Below are 23,336 nucleotides of genomic sequence, written 5' to 3'. Positions count from 1 at the left end.
GTGGTCCGCGAGGGGGTCGCCGAACGGGAACGGCAGCGGCCGCCCCGTGCTGCTCCTGTTCAGCAGGCGATGCCGGCCAGGCGCGCTGGGAGAGGCATGCGCTGCCCTCTCGGCACCCCGCCGACGATCACGACGAGCAGGGTGAGCAACTTCGCGCCGGCGGGCAGCCGGTGCAACAGGCTGTCCCCGGGGACGTGGACGCCGAACGTGTTCATCGGGCAGGACCGGCAGGCCGCGGTCGCGCGGGCCGACGCGGGCCGATCGCCACGTCCTCGGCGACGGCCGGCATGATGATCTGCGAGTCGGCGTTGGAGAAGAGGAAGCCGGCCTTCCTGCGTACGGCGCGGGCCTGCTTCTTGGTGCCCAGGCCATCCACCAGGACCCTGGTGTCACCGATCGCCGGATTGGTCGCCGCCGGCTCCCCGCCGCTGCCGCCGGCGGCGCGGACAGCCGCGGTCTGAGCGGCAGCTCGATTATCCTGCCAGGAGCTTTTGGGTGATCTCGTGCAGGCGGGTCGCCTCCGCGGGGTCGAAGGCGCCGGTGTCGGTGGGAACGCGTTCGCCTTCCAGGACCGCGGTCAGTCGCGCGGGCGGATCGTCGAGGTAGGGCAGGATCTGTGCGACCGCCTGTGCGGTGGTCTTGCCGATGGTTCTCAGGCGTTCTATCTGGGCTGCGGTTGCCTGGTCGTATTCGCCGGCGAAGCTGGTGGTGACGACGCCGGGATGGTTGAGCACGTACCGGATGGGTGTGTCGTGGTGGATCCGCGTGAAGCTGACGCCCAGCAGATCGCACAGTTTCGCGCTGTGGCCCAGTGCGCCGGTCCCCGGGTAGTCGCGCCGCAGTTGCAGGTCGTCCCAGCGTACGGGGCCGGTCTGGCCGGCTCCGCCGAAGTTGAGGATGACCGGGTGTGGTGCCCGGCTCAGCGGCCCGACCAGGCCGTGGCTGAGCAGGAACCGGCTGAGGTAGTAGAGCGCGAAGTTGCTCTCGAATCCCTCTGCGGTCTCCACGCGGTTCGAGCGGTGGTACCGCGCGCCGAGCACGAGGACGTCGATGCTCGGGTAGTTTCGGGTGATCCAGGCGAGGGCACGCTCGTTCTCGGTGACGAGACTCAGGTCCGCCTGCAGGAAACGGGCGCGGTCGCCCGCGCCGTGCCCGGTGGCGGCGTCGAGGAAGGCCTGGCCCTTCCCGCGGTCGCGGCCGATGACGAGGACCTGGTGTCCGCGCTCCAGATAGGTGTCGGCCAGCGCCCTGCCGATGCCGTCGTTCCCGCCGGTGATCACTGCTGTGGCCATCAAGCCCCCTCCACTCATTTATTTTGAGAAATCAAAGCATCTGTCGTGGCCGGGCCGCAAGCGGTCCCGTTCGTCCGGGTCAGTGAGGATGGGTGAGACCAAGCGTGGCGCGCATGCCGTCGAGCATGTGCTCCTGCACTCGCAGCAGGACGTCGGCGGCTCGGTCGAGCTCGGCCGGGTCGGTGCCGGAGAGGATGTCCTGGAGCAGGTCGCGCCGCGTGGCGCGGACCTGGGCCACGGCGGCGCGGCCTGCGTCGGTGATGGCGATGAGGCTGACCCTGCGGTCGTTCGGGTCTGGGATCCGTGTGACGAGGCCGTCGGCGCGGAGCCTGCGTAGCTGTAGCGAGACCGTCGACATGTCAATGTTCAGGCACTCGGCGATGTCGGAGACGCGCATCGGTTCGGCGACGTCGAAGTGCTCCAGCAGGCGCAGTTCGCTGCCGGAAAGATCGCACCCCGAGCGACGTGCCACCTCGGCCTTGACGGGCCTGCTCTCACTCCACCGCACCACAGCCGACACCGCTACCTCGAGCCGGGCCAGTGCCGCCCGGTCGGAATGACTCACCATGCCATCGTAGAACGCCGCCTGCGGGGGCACCCTTCGCGCGAATCCCTATTTTACCATGTCGGAATTGCAGGTAATGGTGGGAGGACCGGTACAGGGAGGTCCGATGAGCATCACCGACGAGCTGGTCGCCAACGCCGAGCGCTATGCAGCGTCCTTCCGGCATACGCGGGACCGGCGGGATCCGCCTGACCGGCTACGACTGCGCCACCTCCGTCCCCGGCCTGTACGCGGCCGGCGACGCCGCCACCAGGGAACCGATCTGCGGTGGCTTCACCGGCGGCGGCAGCCACAATGCGGCCTGGGCGATGTCGTCCGGCACCTGGGCGGGGCAGTCCGCGGCCCGTCACGCTCGCGCTCTGGGCGCACGGGCGGCCACGCGAGCCGTGCGCGGGGCGGGCGGCGCCGGATTGCGGCCGACAGGCGGCGACCGCGCAGGGCACCGCGAGATCATCGAGGCGGTCCAGGCCGAGGTGCTGCCGTACGAGAAGAACTACCTGCGCCACGGCGACCGGCTCGCGCCCGCGCTGGCCGCGCTCGACGAGACCTGGAAGCGGGCCAGGCAGGGCCTGCGGGCCGGCGGCCCTGACGCCGCGCGCGCCCGCTCGGCCGCCGCGATGGCGGCCCACGCCCGGTGGATGTACGCCAGCGCGCTGGCCAGGACCGAGAGCCGCGGCATGCACAAGCGCGCCGACCACCCCGGCTCCGATCCCGCCCAGCACCACCGGCTGATCTCCGGCGGGCTCGACGAGATCTGGGTGCTGCCGGAGACCAGGTGGCCCCTGGCGGTGGCGTCATGATCGAGATCGTCCTGCGCGACCGGTGCATCGCCTGCGACAAATGCATCGAGGCCTGTCCGACGGACGTGTTCGTGCGCGGGGACGACGGGGTGCCGCTGATCGCACGGCAGGGCGATTGCCAGACATGCTTCATGTGCGAGGCGTACTGCCCGGTGGACGCCCTCTACGTGGCCCCGGCCGCGCACCCACTCCCGGAGCCACCCGATGTGACGGAACTGACCGAGCGGGGGCTGCTGGGCGGATACCGCCGGCAGATCGGCTGGGGACACGGACGCACCCCGGGCGCCCGGCGGGCGATCGGGCCGGTGCTGCCCGCGACGTCGCAGGCGATCATCTCGTGACGGGGAAGCGCCGGTCGTGCTCGTCACTGGAGCCGCCTCCGGGATCGGGCCGCCGTGCCCGCCGTGCCCGCCCTGCGCGTCCGGGGCGGGCCGTCGTGGCGACCCGGCCAACGTGCCGGAAGCGGGAGATCACTCCGAATCCGGCTTGCGGGCCAGCTCATAGGCGAAACTGACCGTTTCGGTGAGACGGCCGTCGGCCGTGTGACGGCTGAGCACAGCCGTGAGGCCGGCGTCGAACTCGGCGGCGTGGCTGGCGAGCACCGAGGGCGGCAGGAACGAGGTCGATCGGACGTGTCCGGCGAGTTCGGCGATCGTCCAGCGGTGCTCGACGGGGAACTCGTGGCGTCCGGCCGGCTCGAACCCGGCGCGGGACAGCACCTCGTGGTCAGGCAGCCGCCGCCGCGCCTGATCCCAGCCGGACGGGACGCGCTCGGCTGCGCCGAGGGCGTTCTGCCAGGTGCGCAGCATGCCGGCGAGCACCCGCTGCCATTCCCGGGGACCGGCCCAGGGGGAGGTCGACCAGCACAGCGCCAGGCAGCCGCCGGGTCCGAGCCACGCGCGGGCACGTTCGGCGACCTCTTCGCGGCGGAGCCGGTGGAAGGCGTTGCCGATGACGACCAGCTCGAAGCCGCCCGGCTCGGCGCGCAGGTCCTCGGCGCTCGCGGTGATCGCTTGGATGTGGTCCGCGGCGGTGGCGAGCGCCTTGGCGCGGACCACATCGGTCATGCCGGGTTCGGTGTCCACGGCCCAGACCTCTGCGAACAGGCCGCTCAGCGGGAAGGCGAGCTGGCCGGTGCCGCATGCCAGGTCGAGCAGGCGTCCGCGGCCTGACGGGGCTGCCCGGCGGGCCAGGTCGGCCAGCATCGGGCCGGGATAGGGGAGCCGGAACCGGTCGTAATATCCGGCGGTGCCCTGGTACAGGCCGGGCTCGAACCTGACCTCGCTGGTCATGGGATCACCATGGCGCAGTGCCGCCGCGCGTCCTGGCCGGGCTCGACTCCCGGGGCGAAGGGCGGCCTCGCCGATCGGGGGCGGGCCTGACCCGCGGAGTCGTCCGGTGGCCAGGCCTGGCTTCCGCCTGCGTGGCGAGCACGACTTCGCCGGGCTCCTGCTCACCCACGACGACTCCGGCCGCGGAGCCCTGCGCGGGCACCGCTCATGCGCCGAGCTCGATCACGATCTTGCCGCGCGCGTGGCCGCCCTCCACCGTGCGCAACGCCTGGGGTGCCTGCGCAAGGGGGAAGGTCTGGGTGACGAACGGCCGTAGCACCCCCTCCACCGCCAGGTTCGCAACCGCGTCGAGCACCGTCCGGTCACGGGCCCGCCGGACCGGCGAGCCGCCGAGCCGCGCGACCGTCTCCCGATCGGCCGCGGTGATCAGCTTCGACCGATCCGCCAGGACACCGGCCACCTCCTCCAGCGCGCTGCCGCCGACCAGGTCGAAGATCGCATCGACGCCTTCCGGCGCGGCGTCCCGGATCCGGTCCGCGACATCCGGCCCCGGCTCGACGTGGACCGCGCCGAGCGCCTCGACGAAGTCCTTCTTGCCGGCGCCGGCGGTGCCGATCACCCTCACACCGGTGTGCTGCGCGATCTGCGCCGCCGCCACCCCGACCCCGCCCCCGACGCCGGTGATCAGCAAGGTGGCGCCGGGTGGGAGCGCCAGCTGATGCACGCCGTCGTACGCCGTCGCCGCCGCGATGGGGAGTGTCGCCGCGTCCGCGAACGACAGGCCGTCGGGCTTGCGCGCGGTCAGCCCGGCCGGAAGCAGCGCGTACTCGGCGTAGCCGCCGCTGACGGGGTTGCCGAAGACCGCGTCACCGACCGCGAACTCCTCGACGCCGTCCCCGACCTGCTCGACCACCCCTGAGACCTCGCCCCCGAACACGGCCGGGAAGTCCGCGGCCGGGGCGCCCGGCGGACGGTAGCCCGTCCGCCTCTTCCAGTCGACGGGATTGACCCCGGCCGCCCGTACCGCGACCAGGACCTGTCCGGCACCGGGGACCGGCCGTTCGACCTCGGCGAACGCCTCCACTTCCGGGCCGCCGTACTGGGTGAACACATATGCCTTGGGCATCGGACCTCCTACCGTTCGTGCGCCCAGAATAACCAATCAAACAGGTAGGATTCTCGGAATGGCCGTCGAGCGCGTGTCCGGGTGAGCTGTCCTCGGAGGGGACAGCCGTACGAGTGCGCCGGGCGGCCGGGCCGCCGTGCGCGCTCAGAACCCGATCGGCTCACGCACGAGCACGACCGTGGTCCGCTCCGGCAGGGCCTCGCGCTCCACGATGAGGATCTTGCCGATGAACGACGACTGCCCGAACTCCTGGAGGCGCCGGTGCTCGCGCGGCAGGCTGTAGGAGCGGACCCGCCGCAACGCCGTCTCCAGATCCGGCACCACCTTCTGGGCGCCGGCCACCCAGACGACCTTGCGCGCCCCCGACGCGTACGGCGCGAGCTGGCTGCCGCTGGCCGAGGCGATGACCACGTGGCCCTCCTCCGTCACCGCGTGCACGCTGCCCACGACGTACTCGGCCGTGGCGCCGAGGCGGACGACAGCCTGCACGTCTCCCTTGGGGTCCTCGGCCGCGGCCCGGACGGAGGCGAACCGGCCCGACTCGTCGAGATCGGCGGCGATGCCGGACAGCCGGAGAGTCTCGCTGGAGGTGGTGAAGACGCTCTCGTCGCCGGGGATCAGCCCGGTGACGAGAGTGCGGGCCTCGGCGGCGCTGTCCACGACGTGCACGATGAAGCCGTTGTCACGCAGCGCGGCGGTCGCGCGGTCCAGTCGCGCGGCGGGCGCGGGGGCGGCGAACGTCTCGTCGGGCACGACAGTTTGCACGGACATGATGTATCCCCTGAGATGAGAGATGGTTCCGACTGGTAACCGGCACCATTCTGAGAACGCTTAATCCCTACCGGAAGTAGGCACTTTTTCCTGCCTCGGTGAAGTGGAGGGAACCCTTGCACGCCGACAGACCCGCCAGCGGCGCGAGCTCCGTGCTCAAGGCGCGCGACGAGATGACCTGCCAGGTCCGCGACATCCTGAACCGCGTGGGGGACAAGTGGACCCTGTCGGTCGTCAACGAGCTCGGAGCCGGCCCGCGCCGCTTCAACGAGCTCAGGCGCGCCGTCCCCGGTATCAGCCAGCGCATGCTGACCTCCACCCTGCGCCTGCTCGAACGCGATGGGCTGGTCACGCGCAGCGTCCACGCCGAGGTGCCGCCGCGCGTCGACTACGAGCTGACGCCGCTGGGCCGCACGTTGCTCGAGCGGGTCTGGGGACTGGTCGACTGGGCCGTGGAGCACCACGACGACATCGAGGGCGCCCGCGGCCGCTACGATGCCCGGCGTCCGCCCGAAGTGCGGCTCGGCCTGGCCCAGGGCTCGCTGCCCCTCGCCCCGCCCTCGACGAGGTGATCTCCGCGGCACGGGCGGCCAGAGGGACGTGCTGCCGCTGCGGAGCGATGCAGGTGCGACCGCACCCACCACCTGCTGCCTGGACTGTCCGGGCACAATGGGGCTGTGGAACGTCACGAGTTTGGTGCCGCGGTGCGCCAGTTGCGGGAGAGTACGGCGCCTGCGGCTGTCGGGCTGCCGATCGGCCGTCGGCGGGTGCGCGGGTTGCGGCGGGAGGAACTCGGCGAACTCGCGGGGATGTCCGCGGACTACGTACGCCGGCTGGAGCAGGGGCGCAGCCATCCGTCGGCCGGGGTGGTGAACGCCATCGCCCGAGCGTTGCGGGTCGGACGGGCGGAGTACGAGCGGCTCTGCGCGCTGGCCGGTTACGCCGCCGCGGACGGGCAGGTGCCGAACGAGGTCGGTCCGGGTGCGATGCGGCTGCTGGAGCGGTTCACCGACACTCCGATGTTCGTCTCCGACGCGGCGATGAATCTCGTCGCCGTGAACAGTGCGTTCATGGCCCTGGGGCATTGGGAGCTCACCGGGGACCCGTGGGAGTGGAACATCGCCTGGCGTACGTTCTGCGACCCGTTCAGTGGCTTCAAGCAGTCTGCGGAAGACGCGACCGATCATCAGGCGGTCCTGGTCGCCCGCCTGACGAGCGCGCTGTTGCGCTACCCCGCTGACGCGTCGCTTGCCGCGCTGGTGGACGAGATGCGGAGCCGAAGCCGCCTGTTCGACACCTTGTGGCGCGCGCCTCGACCGGTGGCGGCCTACGAAAGCAGCGCCACGTTCATTCATCCGGACGGCGGCTCCGTCACGCTCGTCGGCAACCTGCTCGCCATCCCGGGCGACGATCTGGCGGCTCTGATGCTCACCGCGGCGCCGGGCTCGGCCGATGCGGCGCGTGTGGCTGAGATCGTCGGCGCCGGGGGAGAACCGTCCATCATCAAGGTGGGCCAGTCCGGCCCAGGCTAGTCGCGCCGGATCCTGCGAAATTAGGTGACGTCTCCAGCGACCGCGAATCCAGTGGCTGCCTCCAGGCGGCTTCGGGCACGCGGGGCTGGACGCCTTCGCAACCCGAAGCAGGGCGCAGGGTCACCTCTGCGCCGGGATCGCTTCGCGTTCGAAGCACTCGACGGCGCTCACAGAGGCAGGTTCTGCAATGAAGGCAGTACGTTTCCACGAGTTCGGCGGTCCTGAGGTCCTGCGTCACGAGGACGTGGCCCAGCCCGCCCCCGGAGCCGGTCAGGTCCGGATTCGCGTCGCCGCGACGTCGTTCAACGGCGTCGACGGCAACATCCGCGCGGGATACATGCAGGGCCCGATCCCGGTCGAGCTTCCCCACACTCCCGGCATCGACGTCGCCGGCACGGTCGATGCGCTTGGCGACGACGTGGACGACGTCGCGGTCGGTGACCGGGTCGTCGGCCTCCTGCCGATGACGGAGCCCGGGGCGGCCGCGGAGTACGTGATCGCGCCGGCGGGGATCTTGACGGGGGCGCCCAAGAACATCCCGTTGGCCGACGCGGCGGCGTTGCCGCTGGTGGGCCTGACCGCGTGGCAGGCGCTGTTCGACCACGGCAAGCTGACCGCCGGTCAGCGGGTGCTGATCAACGGCGCCGGTGGAGCGGTCGGCGGATACGCGGTGCAGCTGGCCAAGGAGGTCCGTGCCCACGTCATCGCCACGGCGAGCCGACGTAGCGCCGAGCGGGTCAAGGCCGCAGGCGCCGACGAGGTGATCGACCACACCACCACCGACGTGACGGAGGCGGTGACCGAGCCGGTCGACCTCGTGCTCAACCTCGCGCCGGTCGCCCCGGAACGGCTGGCCGCGCTGGTCACGCTGGTCCGTGACGGCGGCGCCCTCGTCAACACCACCGTCTGGATGCCCGCCCCGTCCGACGAGGAGCGCAGTGTGCGCGGCATCGACCTGTTCGTCCGAAGCGACGCCGACCAGCTCGCCGACCTGGTCGCTCGTATCGGCACCGGTGAGCTGCGCGTCGACGTCGCCCAGCGGGTGGCGCTGGCCGACCTGCCCGCACTCCACGCCCAAGTCGGCGCGGGTGAGCTACCGGGCAAGACCGTCGTCCTCGCGCCCACCGCCTGACCCGCTCACAGGAGAAGCAGTCATGTCTTTGTCTTTGGATCCCGAGATCGCCGAGGCGCTGGCCCCGATGGCTGAGGCGATGGCCGAGGCCACACGACCGGAAGTGGGCGACATCGAAGGGCGTCGCGCCTTCTGGGAACCGATCATCGGTGCCGCGAGCAACGCCCAGCCCATGCCGGCCGACGTCACGATGACCGACCACACCGTGACCGCCGCCGACGGCGCGCGGATCGCGGCGCGCTGGTACGTCAAGGACGGCACGACGTCGGGCTCGGCCGTGGTCTTCTTCCACGGCGGCGGATACATCTTCGGTCACATCGACCTGTTCAACGGTCCGGTCGCCCGTTACGTGGCGGCCTCAGGCGTGCCGATGTTGTCGGTGGAGTATCGCCGCGCGCCGGAGTTCCCGTTCCCGACGCCGCTCGAGGACGCCTATGCCGCGCTGCGCTGGCTGCACGACCACGCTCCCGAACTGGGCGTCGACCAGGACCGGATCGCGGTGATGGGAGACAGCGCCGGCGGCGGCCTGGCGGCGGCGCTGGCGATCCTGACCCGCGAGCGCGGCGGCCCGAAGATCGCCCACCAGATACTGATCATGCCGATGCTCGATGACCGCCCCGCCACCCCCGACCCCTACATCGAGCGGTACGCGTTGTGGTCCTACGACGACAGCCGCACCGCGTGGCCGGCGCTGCTCGGCGGGGCTGCCGGCAGACCCGGTGTCCCGCCCGTCGCCGCTCCGGCCCGGCTCCAGGACGCCACCGGCCTTCCGCCTGCCTACATCGAGGTGGGCCAGCTCGACGTCTTCCGCGATGAGGACCTCGCGTACGCGGCCAAACTGAGCTCCGCGGGCGTCCCGGTGGAGTTTCACCTGCACCCCGGAGCCCCGCACGAGTTCGATTCGATCGCCTTCAAGGCCGACGTCGCTCAACGCGCTACCGCCGACCGCATCCGCGTCCTCAAGTCGCTGTAGAGCCCAGCCGTGCATCGCGGGCTGACAGGAATTGATCAACGCGGTGCACGCCTCCGGTGGTCGCGTGGTCACCCAGCTCATGCACGCCGACGCATCTCCCACCTCGGCAGCATGCCGCACGGCCGGCACCCGCCCGCAGTTTCGTCGAATCAACTCCGGGGGACGCCTCGTCGCCCGGCCGATAGAACCAACCCACCGCACACCCCAGGAGACGATCACGATGATTCCCGACGACGACCCCGCTCGTTCGCTGACCGTGGCGAACCCCGACGACCCCGCCACGACCTACATCTCCCTGGTAGGCAACACCTACGGCATGCTGATCACCGGTGAGCAGACCAACGGCGCGTACTGCCTGATCGACATGCGCGTGCCCGACGGCGGCGGCCCGCCGCCGCACCGGCACGACTTCGAGGAGATGTTCACGATCCTCGAGGGCGAGATCGAATTCACCTTCCGCGGCGAGAAGCACCTCGTGCGGGCCGGGTCCACCATCAACATCCCGGCCAACGCGCCGCACAACTTCCGCAACGTCTCGGGCGCACCGGCCCGGATGCTCTGCATGTGCACGCCGGCCGGGCAGGACGAGTACTTCATGCGCATCGGTGACGCCGTGGCGGGCGTGGACGCGCCTCCGCCGCAGCTGTCGCCGGACGACCTCGCGGAACGCCGCCGCCGCGCGGCAGAGCTGGCCCCGACCTACCGCAGTGAATTTCTGTGACCCCTGCTCACGGTTCGCTCTGTCCGCGATCATCCAGGTCACGCTCGGCGACCGCCTCGACGCCGACTTCACGAAACAGTTCATCACCACGGGCGTTGACAATTCCTGATTCACCACCGTGCAAAGCCACTGGATCAGGACACCACTCCGCCTCCCCGGGCGTCACGTCCTCGACGCGGGCCTGAATCCTCCACACGTCGCAGAGGCCGACGAGCCGAGCCCGCTTTCTGGGAGCCTTACCGTGAAACTTTCAATAGTTTCCAGGCTGAACGACGCGATACGTGCCAGCAAAACGGCATTGGGAGCGCCGCCCGTCACGTCAGAGGAGCGGGCCGCGCCTTGACGGATCTGCACGCCTCATATTTGCTCCGTCGCACCACCACCCATCGGCAGCAGGAACGGGCGCCAGTTCCGCACGGATGAGAGGATTGATCCAGCTCATGTTAACGCTAACCGACGCCCTGGCACCGTCCCTCCGGTGGTGCCACAGGCAGGTGAGTGACGATGCGGCCTAAATCCGTCCTCGCCGCTGTCATCGCGGCGGTGCTTCTCGCGGTGGCCAGCGGTGGTACGGCGCTGAGCAGCAGCGAAACCACGTCACGCGCGGCGAGCGCCGCCGCCGCCACGCCAGGATGCGGCAAGACTCCAACACTCAGAAGTGGCACGCAATCGATCCAGAGCGGCGGCCGGACTCGCTCCTTCATCCTGAGAATTCCCGACAATTACCACAACACCAACCCCTACCGGTTGATCTTCGGGTTCCACTGGAACGGCGGCACCGCCAACGACGTCGACTCAGGCGGCACCAGCGGATTCACCTGGTCTTACTACGGGCTCAGGCAGCTGGCGAACAACACGGCGATCTTCGTCGCCCCCCAGGGGCTGAACAACGGCTGGGCCAATTCCGGCGGGCAGGACCTGACCTTCGTCGACGACATGATCAGGCTCATCGAAGCAGACCTGTGCGTCGACACCACGCAGCTGTTCGCCGGAGGCTTCAGCTACGGCGGCGGCATGAGTTACGCCCTGGCCTGCGCCCGCGCGACGGTCTTCCGCGCGGTCGCGGTCTACTCCGGCGCACAGCTCAGCGGATGCAGCGGCGGCACCCAGCCCATCGCCTACATCGGGCTCCACGGCCTCAGGGACAACGTGCTCAACATCTCGCTGGGCCGGTCGCTGCGCGACACGTTCGTCAGGAACAACGGGTGCACTGCCCAAAATCCGCCCGAACCGGCACAGGGCAGCCTGACGCACGTCGTCACCGCCTACTCGGGATGCCGATCCGGATACCCGGTCGTGTGGGCGGCGTTCGACGGGGGTCACACCCCTGGTCCAGTGGACGGGTCCACCGCTGACGACGGGGCACGTACCTGGACCAAGGCAGTGGTGTGGAACTTCTTCAGTCAGTTCCAAAGCACGAACGACACCACTCCGCCGACCTCTCCGGGCACTCCCGCCGTCTCCGACGTGACCGCCACCAGCGCCACCCTGACCTGGACGGCATCCACCGACCAGGGCGGCTCCGGCCTGGCGGGTTACAACGTCTACCGGGAGCAGGGCGCCACCGACCCGCTGCTCGGCCAGTCCACCACCAACTCGATCACCCTGACCGGGCTGAGCGCCGACACCGAATACCAGGTCTACGTACGGGCACGCGACGGCGCGGGCAACCTGTCGGCCAACTCCGCGTTGGTCACGTTCACCACGACCTCCACCGGCGGCGACACCACGCCACCCACCGCCCCGGGCGGGCTGACCGCCTCTGGCACCACCGCCGGCGGCACCGATCTGTCCTGGACCGCTTCCACTGACGACGTGGAGGTCGCCGGCTATGACATCCTGCGCGCACCCGGGGCCACCGGCGGCACCTTCGCCCAGGTCGGCACCTCGGCCACGACCTCGTACAGCGACACGGGCCTGACCCCGAGCACCACCTACCGTTACCAGGTCCGCGCGCGGGACGCCGCCGGCAACCTCTCGCCGGTGTCCAACACCGTCCAGGTCACCACCAGCGGCACCACCACCGGAGCCTGCTCGGCGACGCCGACCGTGCAGAGCCAGTGGGGCACCGGCTATGTGATCCAGCCGCTGACCATCACCAACACCAGCACCTCGACGATCACCAATTGGACGGTCACGTTCACGCTCCCGGCCGGGCACACGCTGACCGGCTCGTGGAACGCCACCGTCACCACCAGCGGGCAGACCGTCACGGCCAAGAGCGTGAGCCATAACGGCACGCTGGCCCCCGGAGCCGGCACCACCAGCTTCGGCTTCCAGGCCAGCCGCCCCGACGGCAACACGGCCCTGCCATCCGGCTACACCTGCACCGGCGCGTAACCTCGCGACCGGAGATCGGCCCAGCCCTCGGCGAACCTCTCGCTGGGGCTGGGCCGCACCCGTTCTTCCCCGGCCGCGTCACGACGTTCAGCGAACAGCGCGGACGGCCTTCTGGGAGGCAGGAGTCTCAGCTGTAGGAGTAGGACTGCGCGCTGCAGCCGGTGATGTAGGGCCCGGGGTAGACCTGCTGGGTGGAGCAGCCCCAGGTGGCGGTCAGGGTCGTGGCCGAGGAGGGAATGCTGATCGCCGGTCCGTTGGTCCAGCCGACCTGGTCATACTGGTGACCGCCGCTGCAGATGGCCGACACGCTCACCGAGGTGCTGCCGCCGGGCAGGCTGATCGTGAACGACCACGTGTGGTTCGCCGGGTTCGCGACCATCGAGCTGTAGGGCATCGCCACGCCGTACGAAGGAGGCGCGGAGCCGACCGAGACGTACGAGGCGTACCAGTCGCGGGTGTCGCCGGAGTAGTTGACGTTGAGGCAGTCCACCGTGGCGTTGAGCGTCAGGGTTGAGGCGGCGGCGGGATGCTGCATGGTCACGACCATCGCGGCGGTGGTGGCCATCATCACGCCGACCGCCAGTGCCCGGCGGATCGGGTTGCCAGCGATCATGGGGTGCCCTTTCTTCGCGCCGTTGACTGTGGAGATTTCGCCAGAGATGCCGGCCTCGCCGTCCGCCAGGGTCGCCGCCGTGATCGGGGCGAGGCGGACGCGCACGTCGGTGAGGCCGGCCGGGCCGCGCGCCCGAGACGCCGCGGGACATGCCTTCTCGAGGGGAGGATCACACAATGGCCACGGACTGGACAGCCCCATATGAAGGACCGCTCTCCGAAACAAGTGGTGAATCGCGGTTTCCGTACGGCCCGTAAAAGGGCGACGATCTCGCCCCACCGATCGACAGGCTGGTCGCGGACCATGTGACGCCGTGCGATGTGGCGGCCGTACCCGCGTCATCACAGTCGTCCGCGCGGCGGTGTCAGTGAAACTTTCCACACGGGGACGCCTGGCGGCGAGCTGTCGAAGCTCGCCGTCCGAGAGATGGTGAACGCCAGCGAATCGCCGACAGTGGTAGGGGGCGAGACTTGAACCCACGGCCCACGGAGATGAGTCAGGACCCTCGTTCCCGGCCGAGGAAGCACGACAGGAGTCGCCTGAAGTCGTGCGGGTGTTCGAGCGCCGGCACGTGCCCGCATCGGCCGAGCACGTGCAGACGGACGTCGGCCAGGTGCTCGAGCAGGGGCAGGGCCGCCGTCCCGAGCGGGGTGACCCGGTCCTCGGCGCCGTGGACGAGCAGCACGGGCGCGCGCACCCCTGCCAGCGTTCGCGCCGAGAGGGTGAGGTCGTCGGCCCAGCGTGCCCTGGGAGGAGGGAACAACGACGCGAATGCGGCCGCCCCCGCCCGCATCGCGGCCGCACGGGCGGCGACGGCCGACTCGGTCACGAGCGCCTGGTCGAGGACGAGGCGGCTCAACATGTCTCGTGCCCCGAGCGGGTCGGCAGGGGCGGCCCAGATCGCGTCGAGCTCGGCGGACAGCGGCGCCCCGGGGGCGCCCATCGTCGAGACCGCCACGACACGGGTGACCTGCCTGGGACGCGCGGCCGCCAACGCCAGCGCCACGGCGCCGCCCATGGAGTGGCCCACCACGGCGAAGCGCTCGGCACCGAGAGCATCCATCAGGCCCGCGGCCTGCTCCGTCCACAGCCGGAGCCCGCCCCTGGAGCCGGCCGGGATCGGGGTACGGCCGAACCCGGCCTGGTCAGGAGCCACCAGGTGCCAGGACGTGCCCAGCGCCTGTGCCGTCGCCGCCCAGGCGCCGGATCCGGTCGTACCGGGTCCGGAGCCGTGCAGCATCAGCACCGCGGGCCCGGTGCCGCTCTCCAGGACGTGGACGGGGGAGCCGTCGACGGTGACGGTGCGAGATGCCGTCACCGGGACGGGCCGGGTGCGCTCATGCCGATGCGGAGTTGACGGACTTCGAGAAGACCTCCATCATCGCCCTGCCGAATTTCGGCATGTCCGGCCACCCCCTGCAGGAGACGAGGTTGCCGTCCACGACGTCGGGAGCGTCGATGACCGTCGCGCCCGCGTTCTCCATGTCACCGGTGATGGGCGGGAAGCACGCCGTCTTGCGGCCCTTCAGCAGCCCGTACACAGCCGGCACCTGCGCGCCGTGGCACACCAGCGCGATCGGGAGGTTGCGCGCGAAGAAGTGCTCGGTGATGCGCCTGACGTCGGCGTCGACCCGGATCCACTCGGGGGCGCGTCCCCCGGGGATGATGAGGGCGTCATAGCGCTCGACGTCGACCTCGGCCCAGGGCACGTCAACCGGCAGCTTCCGGCCGTTCTTCTCCACATAGGCGTCGGAGTCGGGGTCGAACTCGTGGATGACCAGCTGAACGTCACGCATCGTCCGTGACGAGACGTCAACCTCCCAGCCGCCCTCCTGTACGCGATAGTAGGGATACATGGTGTCGAGCTCCTCGGCGGCGTCGCCGGTCAGCAGCAGCGCTCTGGGCACCTGCTTCTCCTCGCATCTGAGGCGGGTGAGGCGGATCCAATCCGATCCGATCGGGTTGACTTAGCATTCCCCGGCCCGGCCCGCCCGTCAAGCCTCTGCCACCATTCCGTCGGCGCCCTTGGCCTCGTCGAACAACCGCCGGAACCGCTCGCCGGACCGCAGGATGTGCCGGCGCATGGCGTAGGCGGCGGCGTCGGGGTCACGCGCGGCGATCGCGGCCAGGACTTCTTCGTGCTCGGCCATGGCCAGGTGAGTGACCTGGGTGTCGTGGAGAAGCCGGAACAGGTGCACGTGCGTGTGCAGGCGGGCGAGCGCTTCGCGGATGACCTGGTTCTCCGCGCTCAGGGCGACGAGATCGTGAAAAGCGGCGTCGCGCAGCCCGAAGGCGCCATAGGCCATGAGCCCGCCGCCCCCCTCCAGCTCCGCCATCTCATCCAGCAGCCGCCGCAGACCGGCCACCTGCTGCAAGGACGCGCGTTCTGCGGACCTGCGCGCCGCCGCCGGCTCAAGGAGCAGGCGGACCTCGAGCATGTCCTCGAATCGGTGACGGGTGATCTGGGGGGGAATGCGATAGCCGGCGTGCGGCACACGCACGACCAGGCCCTCGGCCTCCATACGGTTCAGAGCGTCCCGGATCGGCGTCTGTGAGACCCCCAGCTCTCGCGCCAGGGCGTCGATCGTGACGCGGGAGCCCGGCTCGATCCGCAGCGACATCATCTGTCCGAGCAGCGTGTCGTACACCTCGTCGGCAAGCCGGCCGCGAGATCTCCCCGGCGGGATTCCGCCTGTCATGGCCCCACGGCGCCGCGCGATCATCGCTTCGTCGTCCATCGTGACGTGAGGTCCTTTCTTGCGTCTTCGGGAACCTGCTGGCATCGCTCGCAGCATGGCGGGATGTTGACGCTCCCACTCGGATCGTATAGGAAAGGTGGCGGACGCCAGCCATCCTTCACCCATCGGGGAATCGCCCGCCATCGCTCCGCTTCGATCAGTTGGAGCTCTTATGAGCATGCTCGACGTCCTCTTCGGTTCGCCATCGGGCCGCACCAGGACCGAAGGACTTCCCGACTGCCTGAAGCCCCATGAAGTCGCGGCGTACTCGTGACGCCGGTCTGCTGATCAGCCCCCGCGACAGCCGGCAACACGCCTGACCAACCCGGCAACTGCTCGGCGAAGCACGCGGCAAGGCTCCACAAATCCCCCCAGAAAGCAGGCAAGAAGATGCGGTATCCGAAGCGAACAGGACGATTGTCGGTTCCCGGTCGAAAGGCGCGGCTGGCTACGGCGGCCATGTTAGTGGCCACGACCGTGGTGGCTTGCGGCGGTCAGGACGGCAGCGCCCCCAAGGCGCCGGCGACCATCCCGGAGCTCACCAAGGATCCGCTGACCCTCAGCTTCATCTGGTTCGACTGGCCCCCCGCCCACGCGCTGGAAGCCTTCGCGAACGCGGAGTACACCAAGGGGCGGCCGAACGTGACCATCAAGGTCAAGACCGTGCCGAACGCGAACTGGCACGACGCGATGTTCACCCAGTTCGCCGCGCACAAGACCGACTTCGACATCCCGATCCTGGACTCGCAGCACATCGGCGAGGCCGTGACGAACGGCAACATCCTCGACATCACCGACTTCGTCAAGAAGAACATCGACGTCAAGGCCTACAACCCGTACCTTCTGGCGGCCTACGGCCAGTTCCCCCAGGCGGAGACCGGCAAGCGTGACGAGAACGCCAGCCTGTACGGACTGCCGCTGCTCGGCGACACCTGGACGATGATCTACCGCAAGGACCTGATCGGCGACAAGCCACCGCAGACCTGGGACGAGATGATCTCGGTCGCCGAGAAGTGCCAGGCGGACAACCCCGGCGTCAGCGGGCTGGCCTTCCACCAGGCCAACGGCTCCGACGCCGCGGCCGTAACCTACAACACGGTCAACGGCGTCTACGGCGGCAACCTCTGGGACCCCAAGACGCGCAAGATCGACGGCGTCCTCAATGACGCCGCGGGCCAGGAGGCGATGGACGTCCTGGTCAACAAGATGAAGCCGCTGACCGCCAAGGGCTCCGGCAACTGGTTCATCGACGAGGTGAACGCGGCGGTCGCCCAGGGCAAGGCCTGCATCGCGTTCAACTGGATCGCCGCGAGCGGCGGCCTGCTCGACCCGAAGCAGTCGACGCTCGGCACCACGCGGGAGCAGATTCTCGACAAGCTGGGCTTCGCCACCCTGCCGAGCCAGAAGACGAACCTGGTGCCTCTCGGCGGCATGGGGATGCACGTGTCGGCCTACTCGCCCGAGGCGAACCAGGCGGAGGCCCTGAACTTCATGAAGTGGTTCGAGCAGGGTGACATCCAGAAGAAGTGGGCCGCGGCCGGCGGCGTGCCCTCGCGTACGGACGCCCTGGAGTCGCCCGAGTTCCTCAACGCCCAGCCGTTCAACCAGGTGTACACCGACTCGGTTCCGCGGATGCGGGACATGTGGAACGTCCCCGAGTACGCGCGCCTCGTCGACATCGAGAACACCAACGTGAACGCGGCCCTCAACGGCGCGAAGGCGCCGAAGGACGCGCTCGACGACATCGCCAAGCAGCAGCAGGCCGTGCTCAACGCCAGCGGCGGCAAGGGCGGCGGCGGACTGTGAGTGACACCGCCCCTCTGACGACCGACCACCCCGGGCGGGTGGCGTCCGCGACGCCGCCCGCACCGGGCCGGTCCCGCCGCTTGAGCGACCGCTGGCTCGCCGTGGCCTTCACCTCTCCCGCGCTGCTGCTGTTGCTCGCCATGTCGGTGTTCCCGTTGCTGTGGGCGTTGTACCTGTCCTTCACCGACTACTCGGCCACTCGCGGGGGCCCCGCCCAGTTCCTCTGGTTCGAGAACTACACCGCCATCCTGACTTCGCCGCAGGTCCACCAGAGGGCCCTGACGACATTGATCTACGTGGTCGGCGCGGTCGCCCTGCAGACCGTGCTCGGTTTCACCATCGCCTACCTGATCTCGCGGCGCATGCACGGACGAGGACTGCTGACCACCCTGTTCCTGGTTCCGATGATGCTGTCGCCGGTCGTGGTCGGGCTGTTCTGGCGATTCATGCTCGACGCGCAGTTCGGCGTGATCAACAGCATGCTCGGCTCGCTCGGCCTGGGGCAGGTGGAGTGGCTCACCCGGCAGCGTACGGCACTGCTCTCCCTTGTCCTGGTCGACACCTGGCAATGGACGCCGTTCATCATGCTCATCGCACTCGCGGGCCTCACCGCGGTTCCCAAGTACCTGTACGAGGCCGCCTCGATCGATCGGGCGTCCGAGTGGTTCCAGTTCCGCACCATCACTCTTCCGCTGGTGTGGCCGCTGCTTCTCATCGCCGTGTTGTTCAGGGCCATCGAGGCCTTCCGGCTGTTCGACCTCGTCTACATCCTCACCAGTGGAGGCCCGGGGGTCTCCACCGAGACGTTGTCGTTCCACGTCTACAAGGTCGCGTTCCTGGGCTTCAACACCGGAACCGCCTCGGCGTACGGGATCCTCATGGTCATCGTCGTCATCGTCCTCACGCAGCTCTACCTGCGCTACTTGAACAAGCTCAAGGAGGACTGATGGCCCTCTCCGTAGACGAGGCCGTGTCCACAGGTCCTGCCGGGGATCACACGCCCCCCTCGCGCCGCTTCGGCGGCCGGGGCCGCGCCGTGCTGGAGGTCGCGCTGCTGACCGTACTGGCCATCGTGATGCTCTTCCCGGTGCTGTGGATGATCGAGACGTCCATCAAGGAGAACCGGGACGTCTACGCCATCCCGGCCAAGTTCTTCGACTTCAAGGTCACCTTGGAGCATTTCAAGGACGTGTTCGTCGCCTCCGGCGGCGGTCGTTCGACCTTGTCCGCCTCGTTCCTCAACTCCGTCCTGGTCGCCGGGGTCTCCACGGCGCTGGCCACCGTGCTGGGGGTCCCGGCGGCCTGGGCCTACTCACGCTTCGCCGTGAAGGCCAAGAAGGACCAGCTGTTCTTCATCCTGTCCACCCGCTTCATGCCGCCCGTGGTGGTCGTGATTCCGATCTTCCTCATGTACCGCCAGGTCGGGCTCATCGACACCAAGCTCGGCCTGATCCTCATCTACACCGCCTTCAACGTCCCGTTCACGATCTGGATGATGAAGGGGTTCGTCGACGAGGTGCCCGCGGAGTACGAGGACGCCGCCATGCTCGACGGCTACACCCGCTTGCAGGCGTTCTGGCGGTTCACCCTTCCCCTGCTCCTGCCCGGCATCGCCGCGACGGCGGTCTTCGCCCTCATCTTCTCGTGGAACGAGTTCGTGTTCGCCATCTTCCTCACCTCCAGCGACGACGTGCGGACGGCCCCGCCCGCCATCGCCGGCCTCATCGGCGGGACCACGGTGGACTGGGGTCTCGTGGCCGCCGCCTCCGTGGTGTTCGCCCTGCCGGTGCTCGTCTTCGCCTACCTGGTGCGCAAGCACCTCGTCGCCGGTGTGACGCTCGGGGCGGTGCGACGCTGATGGCGGGCATCGAGGTGAGCGCCCTGCACAAGCGCTACCCGGACGGGACGGTCGCGGTCGATCACGTGGACCTGTCCATCCGCGACGGCGAGCTGTTCGTGATGCTCGGCCCTTCGGGCTGCGGCAAGACGACCACGCTGCGGGCCGTAGCCGGGCTGGAAAGGCAGACGACGGGCGACATCCGCATCGGCGACACGCTGGTCAACGACCTGCCGCCCGCCGACCGCGACATCGCCATGGTGTTCCAGTTCTACGCTCTCTACCCGCATCTGAGAACCCGCGACAACCTGGCGTTCCCGCTGCGGGCCGAGGGACTGCCCAAGGCGGAGGTGCGCAAGCGGGTCGAGGAGGCCGCCGGGCTGATGCGGCTCGGCCCGCTCCTGGACAGGCGGCCGCACCGGCTGTCCGGCGGGGAGCAGCAGCGCGTCGCGCTCGCCCGCGCCCTGGTGCGACGACCGCGCGCGTTCCTCATGGACGAACCCCTCACCAATCTGGACGCGGAGCTGAGGGCGGACATGCGCACGGAGATCAAGCACCTGCAGGGGGAACTGGGGACGACGATGGTCTACGTCACTCACGACCAGGTCGAGGCGATGTCGCTCGGCCACAGGATCGCCATACTCAACAAGGGCCGCGTCGAGCAGATCGGCACGCCGCTGGAAGTCTACGACCGTCCGGCGAGTCTCTTCTGCGCCGCGTTCATCGGCTCCCCGCCGATGAACCTGATCGAGGTGGAGGTGGCCGACGGGAAGCTGCGCAGTCAGGGCGGGCTGACCCTCACGCCGCCGCCGGGCCTGCCGCGCGACCGTCGCCTGGTCGCGGGCGTCCGGCCGGAGGCGCTGGAAGTCACGGAACCAGGGGCGGAACGTTCGGTCCCGGCCCGCGTGGTCTCGGCGGAGTGGCTGGGCGACGAGATCATCTACGTGGTCGACCACGACGGACAGCGCGACGTACGGGTTCGGATGCCACCGACTGTCCGTTTCACCGCTGACGCACCGGTCGGGCTGCGGCACACCGGCGGGCCACCGCCGGTCTACGACGTGAGCACGGAAGAGCTGGTGGCCTGATGGGAACCGTGGCAGTGCGCGGGCTGTGCAAGTCCTTCGGCAAAGTCCAGGCCCTAAACGGGGTGACGCTGGACATACCGGACGGCTCGTTCTTCGTCGTGCTCGGACCCTCCGGGGCGGGCAAGACGACGACCCTGCGAGCGATCGCCGGCCTCGAGAAGCTGGACGCCGGGTCGGTGCACCTGGACGGGAGGGACGCGACCGGTGACAGCCCGGCCGCACGCGACCTGGCCATGGTCTTCCAGAACTACGCCCTCTACCCGCGACACACGGCGTACGAGAACATCGCCTCGCCGCTGCGGGCACGCCGCTGTTCCTCGAGCGAGATCGCCGCCGCCGTCGAACGGATGTCGAGCCTGCTGCACATCGAACGGCTGCTGCAGCGTCGTCCCGCGCAGTTGTCGGGTGGTGAGATGCAGCGGGTCGCCCTGGCCCGGGCGCTGGTCCGTCACCCGCGCGCGTTCCTCATGGACGAGCCGCTGACGAACCTCGACCTCAAGCTCCGCGTCGAGATGCGCACCGAGCTCACCCGCATCCACCGGAGCCTCGGAGCGACCTTCGTCTACGTGACCAACGACCAGGTCGAGGCGCTGTCCATGGCCGACCAGGTCGCGGTACTCAAGGAGGGAAAGGTGCAACAGGTCGGGACGCCGGCCGAGGTGTACGAGCGGCCGGCCAACCAGTGGGTCGCGGGATTCGTCGGGAGCCCGCCGATCAGCCTGCTCGCCTGCCACGCCGAGGGAGATCGTCTGGTCGGGGCGGAAGGCTGGACGCTGCCGCGGCCCCGCTGGACCACGGCTGAGGACGGTCGTCCGCTGCTGCTGGGCCTGCGCGCTGAGGACCTGTCCGTCGAGCAGCGCGGGGACGCTTCGTTGCCGGGTGAGCTCTACGGCCTTGAACCGCTCGGTGACCGGACGGTGGTCGACGTCCGGGTGGGGACGGAGATCCTCAAGGTCAAGGCACGAACCACCGTCACCGGTACGCCGGGCGAGCGGCTGCTTGTCACGGTCGACCTGGACCGCGCGCACCTGTTCGACGCGGGCACCGGGCTGGCGCTGTCCGCGGCCGGGAGGTAGTCACGCCGAAAATCACCAGGAACATCACAGGAGGCGACGCAATGAGTGACCCGATGAACGTCCTGGCGCCCGAGCACCGGCGGCTCCGGATCGGCGACGCCTGGCGCGACGCTGCCGGCGGAGCCACCTTCGCCGTCGAGGACCCGGCCACCGGCAAGACCATCGCCGAGGTGGCGGACGCCGGCGCCGTTGACGGGCTCGCCGCTCTGGACGCGGCGAGCAAGGCGATGGCGGAGTGGGCGGCGACCCCACCGCGAAAACGGTCGGAGCTGCTGACCGCGACGTACCGGGTGCTGACCGAGCGGTCCGAGGAGGTCGCCCGGCTGATCACGCTCGAGATGGGCAAGCCGCTCGCGGAGGCTCGCGGAGAGGTGGCCTACGGCGCCGAGTTCTTCCGCTGGTTCGCCGAGGAGGCGGTGCGCGTCGAGGGGCGCTACAACACCGCTCCCGCTGGTGGATATCGCATCACCACCGTGCCGAAGCCGGTCGGACCCTGCGTCTTCGTGACACCATGGAACTTTCCGCTGGCCATGGGCGCCCGCAAGATCGCTCCTGCGCTGGCGGCGGGCTGCACGACGATCACCAAGCCGGCGCCCCAGACGCCACTCACCATGCTGTTCCTGGCCCGCGTCATGGAGGAGGCCGGCGTTCCTCCGGGCGTCGTCAACGTCGTGACGACCAGGCGGGCCGGCGAGGTGGTCTCGGCACTGCTGGCCGACCGCCGGACCCGCAAGCTTTCGTTCACCGGGTCGACCGAGGTCGGGCGCGTGCTGCTCCGGCAGGCGGCGGACAACGTGCTGCGCACCTCCATGGAACTGGGCGGCAACGCGGCCTTGATCGTGTGTGCCGACGCGGACCTGGACGTCGCCCTCGACGGTGCCATGGTGGCCAAGATGCGCAACCTGGGGGAGTCCTGCATCGCGGCCAACCGGATCTACGTCGAGGAGCCGGTGCGCGAGGAGTTCACGGCACGCTTCGCCGAGCGGATGGGCGCGCTCTCGGTGGGCCATGGTCTGGACGACGGCGTGGACGTCGGGGCGCTGATCGACGAGGCCTCGGTCACCAAGCTCGACGAGCTCGTCGCCGACGCGGTCGATCGCGGAGCCCGTGTCCTGGTGGGCGGCGAGCGCCCGGATGGGCCGGGCCACTTCTACCCGCCCACGGTCCTCGTCGACGTGCCCGACGACGCGCGGATGCTGGAGGCGGAGATCTTCGGCCCGGTGGCCCCGATCATCTCGTTCACGTCCGACGACGAGGTGATCGCGAAGGCCAACGACACCGAGCACGGCCTGGCCGGATACGTCTTCACCCGTGACCTCCAGCGGGCGCTCCGGTTCGCCGAGGGGCTGGAGACGGGGATGCTCGGCATCAACCGTGGCCTGGTCTCGGACCCGTCAGCTCCGTTCGGAGGGGTGAAGCAGTCCGGGATCGGCAAGGAGGGGTCGCACGAGGGCATCCTCGAGTATCTCGACGTCACCTACGTGGCGATCGACCTACCGTGACCGGCCTGCTGCTCCGGGCGCCCGCCGTGGAGCACCGCGCCCCGCGCGCCCGCGCCACCCGGCAGCCCGCCTCGCCGACGCCGTCCCGGTCGCGCAGGTGACCCGGACGTCCGCCCGGCAGATCACCGCCGA

26 protein-coding genes are annotated in these 23,336 nt (G+C 69.7%); 14 read left to right on the top strand and 12 right to left on the bottom strand.

Annotated features, from left to right (window positions below; all coding sequences use genetic code 11):
• Window positions 1–59 precede the first annotated feature (59 nt).
• From ACBR40_RS15170 to ACBR40_RS15155, 4 genes are all read right to left on the bottom strand, one after another.
• Window positions 60–215, bottom strand: coding sequence for a hypothetical protein (locus tag ACBR40_RS15170; protein ID WP_344219664.1), 156 nt, complete (start codon window positions 213–215; stop codon window positions 60–62).
• Window positions 212–376 (bottom strand): hypothetical protein, encoded by a 165-nt coding sequence (locus ACBR40_RS15165; protein WP_344219662.1) that lies wholly within the window; start codon window positions 374–376, stop codon window positions 212–214. Before ACBR40_RS15165 ends, ACBR40_RS15170 begins: the two co-directional genes overlap by 4 nt.
• 97 nt (window positions 377–473) lie before the next feature.
• On the bottom strand, window positions 474–1,292 hold the full coding sequence (locus ACBR40_RS15160) for an SDR family NAD(P)-dependent oxidoreductase (RefSeq protein WP_371249089.1): 819 nt from the start codon (window positions 1,290–1,292) through the stop codon (window positions 474–476).
• Window positions 1,293–1,371: 79 nt separating this feature from the next.
• The gene (locus ACBR40_RS15155; RefSeq protein ID WP_344219658.1) at window positions 1,372–1,890 is read right to left on the bottom strand and encodes a MarR family transcriptional regulator; all 519 of its coding nucleotides are present in this window, start codon (window positions 1,888–1,890) and stop codon (window positions 1,372–1,374) included.
• 113 nt (window positions 1,891–2,003) lie between these two features.
• Here ACBR40_RS15155 and ACBR40_RS15150 point away from each other — a divergent pair, with 113 nt between their 5' ends.
• Window positions 2,004–2,657, top strand: a complete 654-nt coding sequence (locus ACBR40_RS15150; protein WP_344219656.1) for a hypothetical protein — start codon at window positions 2,004–2,006, stop codon at window positions 2,655–2,657.
• The gene (locus ACBR40_RS15145) at window positions 2,654–2,998 is read left to right on the top strand and encodes a ferredoxin family protein (protein WP_344219654.1); all 345 of its coding nucleotides are present in this window, start codon (window positions 2,654–2,656) and stop codon (window positions 2,996–2,998) included. Before ACBR40_RS15150 ends, ACBR40_RS15145 begins: the two co-directional genes overlap by 4 nt.
• A 129-nt stretch (window positions 2,999–3,127) precedes the next feature.
• Here ACBR40_RS15145 and ACBR40_RS15140 read toward each other — a convergent pair whose 3' ends face one another.
• From ACBR40_RS15140 to ACBR40_RS15130, 3 genes are all read right to left on the bottom strand, one after another.
• Window positions 3,128–3,949, bottom strand: a complete 822-nt coding sequence (locus ACBR40_RS15140; RefSeq protein ID WP_371249088.1) for a class I SAM-dependent methyltransferase — start codon at window positions 3,947–3,949, stop codon at window positions 3,128–3,130.
• Between the two features lie 205 nt (window positions 3,950–4,154).
• Entirely contained in the window at window positions 4,155–5,075 is a 921-nt protein-coding gene (locus ACBR40_RS15135) for an NADP-dependent oxidoreductase (protein ID WP_344219650.1), read from the bottom strand.
• A gap of 144 nt (window positions 5,076–5,219) precedes the next feature.
• Window positions 5,220–5,846 (bottom strand): LUD domain-containing protein, encoded by a 627-nt coding sequence (locus tag ACBR40_RS15130; RefSeq protein ID WP_344219648.1) that lies wholly within the window; start codon window positions 5,844–5,846, stop codon window positions 5,220–5,222.
• Window positions 5,847–5,962: 116 nt separating this feature from the next.
• Here ACBR40_RS15130 and ACBR40_RS15125 point away from each other — a divergent pair, with 116 nt between their 5' ends.
• The 5 genes from ACBR40_RS15125 (at window position 5,963) to ACBR40_RS15105 (ending at window position 10,204) form a co-directional block, all read left to right on the top strand.
• Entirely contained in the window at window positions 5,963–6,418 is a 456-nt protein-coding gene (locus ACBR40_RS15125; RefSeq protein WP_344219646.1) for a helix-turn-helix domain-containing protein, read from the top strand.
• A gap of 105 nt (window positions 6,419–6,523) precedes the next feature.
• Window positions 6,524–7,378, top strand: coding sequence for a helix-turn-helix transcriptional regulator (locus tag ACBR40_RS15120; RefSeq protein WP_344219644.1), 855 nt, complete (start codon window positions 6,524–6,526; stop codon window positions 7,376–7,378).
• A gap of 187 nt (window positions 7,379–7,565) precedes the next feature.
• On the top strand, window positions 7,566–8,510 hold the full coding sequence (locus tag ACBR40_RS15115; RefSeq protein WP_344219642.1) for an NADP-dependent oxidoreductase: 945 nt from the start codon (window positions 7,566–7,568) through the stop codon (window positions 8,508–8,510).
• Window positions 8,511–8,532: 22 nt separating this feature from the next.
• On the top strand, window positions 8,533–9,483 hold the full coding sequence (locus ACBR40_RS15110; RefSeq protein WP_371249087.1) for an alpha/beta hydrolase: 951 nt from the start codon (window positions 8,533–8,535) through the stop codon (window positions 9,481–9,483).
• A gap of 31 nt (window positions 9,484–9,514) precedes the next feature.
• Window positions 9,515–10,204 (top strand): cupin domain-containing protein, encoded by a 690-nt coding sequence (locus ACBR40_RS15105; protein ID WP_371249086.1) that lies wholly within the window; start codon window positions 9,515–9,517, stop codon window positions 10,202–10,204.
• 7 nt (window positions 10,205–10,211) lie between these two features.
• Here ACBR40_RS15105 and ACBR40_RS15100 read toward each other — a convergent pair whose 3' ends face one another.
• Window positions 10,212–10,400: a hypothetical protein gene (locus tag ACBR40_RS15100; protein WP_371249085.1), complete on the bottom strand. Its 189-nt coding sequence runs from the start codon at window positions 10,398–10,400 to the stop codon at window positions 10,212–10,214.
• A 551-nt stretch (window positions 10,401–10,951) separates the two neighbouring features.
• Between ACBR40_RS15100 and ACBR40_RS15095 the strand changes: the two genes are divergently transcribed.
• Window positions 10,952–12,544, top strand: a complete 1,593-nt coding sequence (locus tag ACBR40_RS15095; RefSeq protein ID WP_371249084.1) for a fibronectin type III domain-containing protein — start codon at window positions 10,952–10,954, stop codon at window positions 12,542–12,544.
• A gap of 127 nt (window positions 12,545–12,671) precedes the next feature.
• On the opposite strand, the gene ACBR40_RS15090 is transcribed toward ACBR40_RS15095, so the two are convergent.
• From ACBR40_RS15090 to ACBR40_RS15075, 4 genes are all read right to left on the bottom strand, one after another.
• On the bottom strand, window positions 12,672–13,157 hold the full coding sequence (locus ACBR40_RS15090) for a hypothetical protein (protein ID WP_371249083.1): 486 nt from the start codon (window positions 13,155–13,157) through the stop codon (window positions 12,672–12,674).
• Window positions 13,158–13,653: 496 nt separating this feature from the next.
• Window positions 13,654–14,475 (bottom strand): alpha/beta fold hydrolase, encoded by an 822-nt coding sequence (locus ACBR40_RS15085; RefSeq protein WP_371249082.1) that lies wholly within the window; start codon window positions 14,473–14,475, stop codon window positions 13,654–13,656.
• Window positions 14,476–14,494: 19 nt separating this feature from the next.
• Window positions 14,495–15,064 (bottom strand): DJ-1/PfpI family protein, encoded by a 570-nt coding sequence (locus ACBR40_RS15080; protein WP_371249081.1) that lies wholly within the window; start codon window positions 15,062–15,064, stop codon window positions 14,495–14,497.
• A gap of 87 nt (window positions 15,065–15,151) precedes the next feature.
• Entirely contained in the window at window positions 15,152–15,895 is a 744-nt protein-coding gene (locus ACBR40_RS15075; protein ID WP_371249080.1) for a GntR family transcriptional regulator, read from the bottom strand.
• Between the two features lie 459 nt (window positions 15,896–16,354).
• Here ACBR40_RS15075 and ACBR40_RS15070 point away from each other — a divergent pair, with 459 nt between their 5' ends.
• The 6 genes from ACBR40_RS15070 to ACBR40_RS15045 are packed head-to-tail and all read left to right on the top strand — an operon-like array spanning window position 16,355 to window position 23,204.
• The gene (locus ACBR40_RS15070; protein ID WP_344219626.1) at window positions 16,355–17,701 is read left to right on the top strand and encodes an extracellular solute-binding protein; all 1,347 of its coding nucleotides are present in this window, start codon (window positions 16,355–16,357) and stop codon (window positions 17,699–17,701) included.
• Complete coding sequence (locus ACBR40_RS15065) at window positions 17,698–18,648, top strand: carbohydrate ABC transporter permease (RefSeq protein ID WP_371249079.1); 951 nt, start codon at window positions 17,698–17,700, stop codon at window positions 18,646–18,648. The genes ACBR40_RS15070 and ACBR40_RS15065 overlap by 4 nt, the downstream gene beginning before the upstream one ends.
• Window positions 18,648–19,559, top strand: coding sequence for a carbohydrate ABC transporter permease (locus ACBR40_RS15060; protein ID WP_371249078.1), 912 nt, complete (start codon window positions 18,648–18,650; stop codon window positions 19,557–19,559). Before ACBR40_RS15065 ends, ACBR40_RS15060 begins: the two co-directional genes overlap by 1 nt.
• Window positions 19,559–20,626 (top strand): ABC transporter ATP-binding protein, encoded by a 1,068-nt coding sequence (locus ACBR40_RS15055; protein WP_371249077.1) that lies wholly within the window; start codon window positions 19,559–19,561, stop codon window positions 20,624–20,626. Before ACBR40_RS15060 ends, ACBR40_RS15055 begins: the two co-directional genes overlap by 1 nt.
• Window positions 20,626–21,702, top strand: a complete 1,077-nt coding sequence (locus ACBR40_RS15050) for an ABC transporter ATP-binding protein (protein ID WP_371249076.1) — start codon at window positions 20,626–20,628, stop codon at window positions 21,700–21,702. The genes ACBR40_RS15055 and ACBR40_RS15050 overlap by 1 nt, the downstream gene beginning before the upstream one ends.
• Before the next feature lie 41 nt (window positions 21,703–21,743).
• The gene (locus ACBR40_RS15045; protein WP_371249075.1) at window positions 21,744–23,204 is read left to right on the top strand and encodes an NAD-dependent succinate-semialdehyde dehydrogenase; all 1,461 of its coding nucleotides are present in this window, start codon (window positions 21,744–21,746) and stop codon (window positions 23,202–23,204) included.
• Window positions 23,205–23,336: the final 132 nt, after the last annotated feature.

Origin of the sequence: Nonomuraea sp. AD125B, assembly GCF_041402765.1 — a bacterium.
Lineage (GTDB): Bacteria > Actinomycetota > Actinomycetes > Streptosporangiales > Streptosporangiaceae > Nonomuraea > Nonomuraea bangladeshensis.
This window is presented reverse-complemented; position numbering and strand designations above follow the sequence as displayed.

What these genes read in the sequence shown, in the direction of transcription:
- ACBR40_RS15055 (WP_371249077.1), top strand. Translation starts at nt 19,559, where the DNA reads ATGGCGGGCATCGAGGTGAGCGCCCTGCACAAGCGCTACCCGGACGGG.
- ACBR40_RS15050 (WP_371249076.1), top strand. Translation starts at nt 20,626, where the DNA reads ATGGGAACCGTGGCAGTGCGCGGGCTGTGCAAGTCCTTCGGCAAAGTC.
- ACBR40_RS15115 (WP_344219642.1), top strand. Translation starts at nt 7,566, where the DNA reads ATGAAGGCAGTACGTTTCCACGAGTTCGGCGGTCCTGAGGTCCTGCGT.
- ACBR40_RS15130 (WP_344219648.1), bottom strand. Translation starts at nt 5,846, where the DNA reads ATGTCCGTGCAAACTGTCGTGCCCGACGAGACGTTCGCCGCCCCCGCG.
- ACBR40_RS15140 (WP_371249088.1), bottom strand. Translation starts at nt 3,949, where the DNA reads ATGACCAGCGAGGTCAGGTTCGAGCCCGGCCTGTACCAGGGCACCGCC.
- ACBR40_RS15090 (WP_371249083.1), bottom strand. Translation starts at nt 13,157, where the DNA reads ATGATCGCTGGCAACCCGATCCGCCGGGCACTGGCGGTCGGCGTGATG.
- ACBR40_RS15075 (WP_371249080.1), bottom strand. Translation starts at nt 15,895, where the DNA reads ATGGACGACGAAGCGATGATCGCGCGGCGCCGTGGGGCCATGACAGGC.
- ACBR40_RS15145 (WP_344219654.1), top strand. Translation starts at nt 2,654, where the DNA reads ATGATCGAGATCGTCCTGCGCGACCGGTGCATCGCCTGCGACAAATGC.
- ACBR40_RS15060 (WP_371249078.1), top strand. Translation starts at nt 18,648, where the DNA reads ATGGCCCTCTCCGTAGACGAGGCCGTGTCCACAGGTCCTGCCGGGGAT.
- ACBR40_RS15070 (WP_344219626.1), top strand. Translation starts at nt 16,355, where the DNA reads ATGTTAGTGGCCACGACCGTGGTGGCTTGCGGCGGTCAGGACGGCAGC.
- ACBR40_RS15150 (WP_344219656.1), top strand. Translation starts at nt 2,004, where the DNA reads ATGCAGCGTCCTTCCGGCATACGCGGGACCGGCGGGATCCGCCTGACC.
- ACBR40_RS15045 (WP_371249075.1), top strand. Translation starts at nt 21,744, where the DNA reads ATGAGTGACCCGATGAACGTCCTGGCGCCCGAGCACCGGCGGCTCCGG.
- ACBR40_RS15110 (WP_371249087.1), top strand. Translation starts at nt 8,533, where the DNA reads ATGTCTTTGTCTTTGGATCCCGAGATCGCCGAGGCGCTGGCCCCGATG.
- ACBR40_RS15170 (WP_344219664.1), bottom strand. Translation starts at nt 215, where the DNA reads ATGAACACGTTCGGCGTCCACGTCCCCGGGGACAGCCTGTTGCACCGG.
- ACBR40_RS15160 (WP_371249089.1), bottom strand. Translation starts at nt 1,292, where the DNA reads ATGGCCACAGCAGTGATCACCGGCGGGAACGACGGCATCGGCAGGGCG.
- ACBR40_RS15135 (WP_344219650.1), bottom strand. Translation starts at nt 5,075, where the DNA reads ATGCCCAAGGCATATGTGTTCACCCAGTACGGCGGCCCGGAAGTGGAG.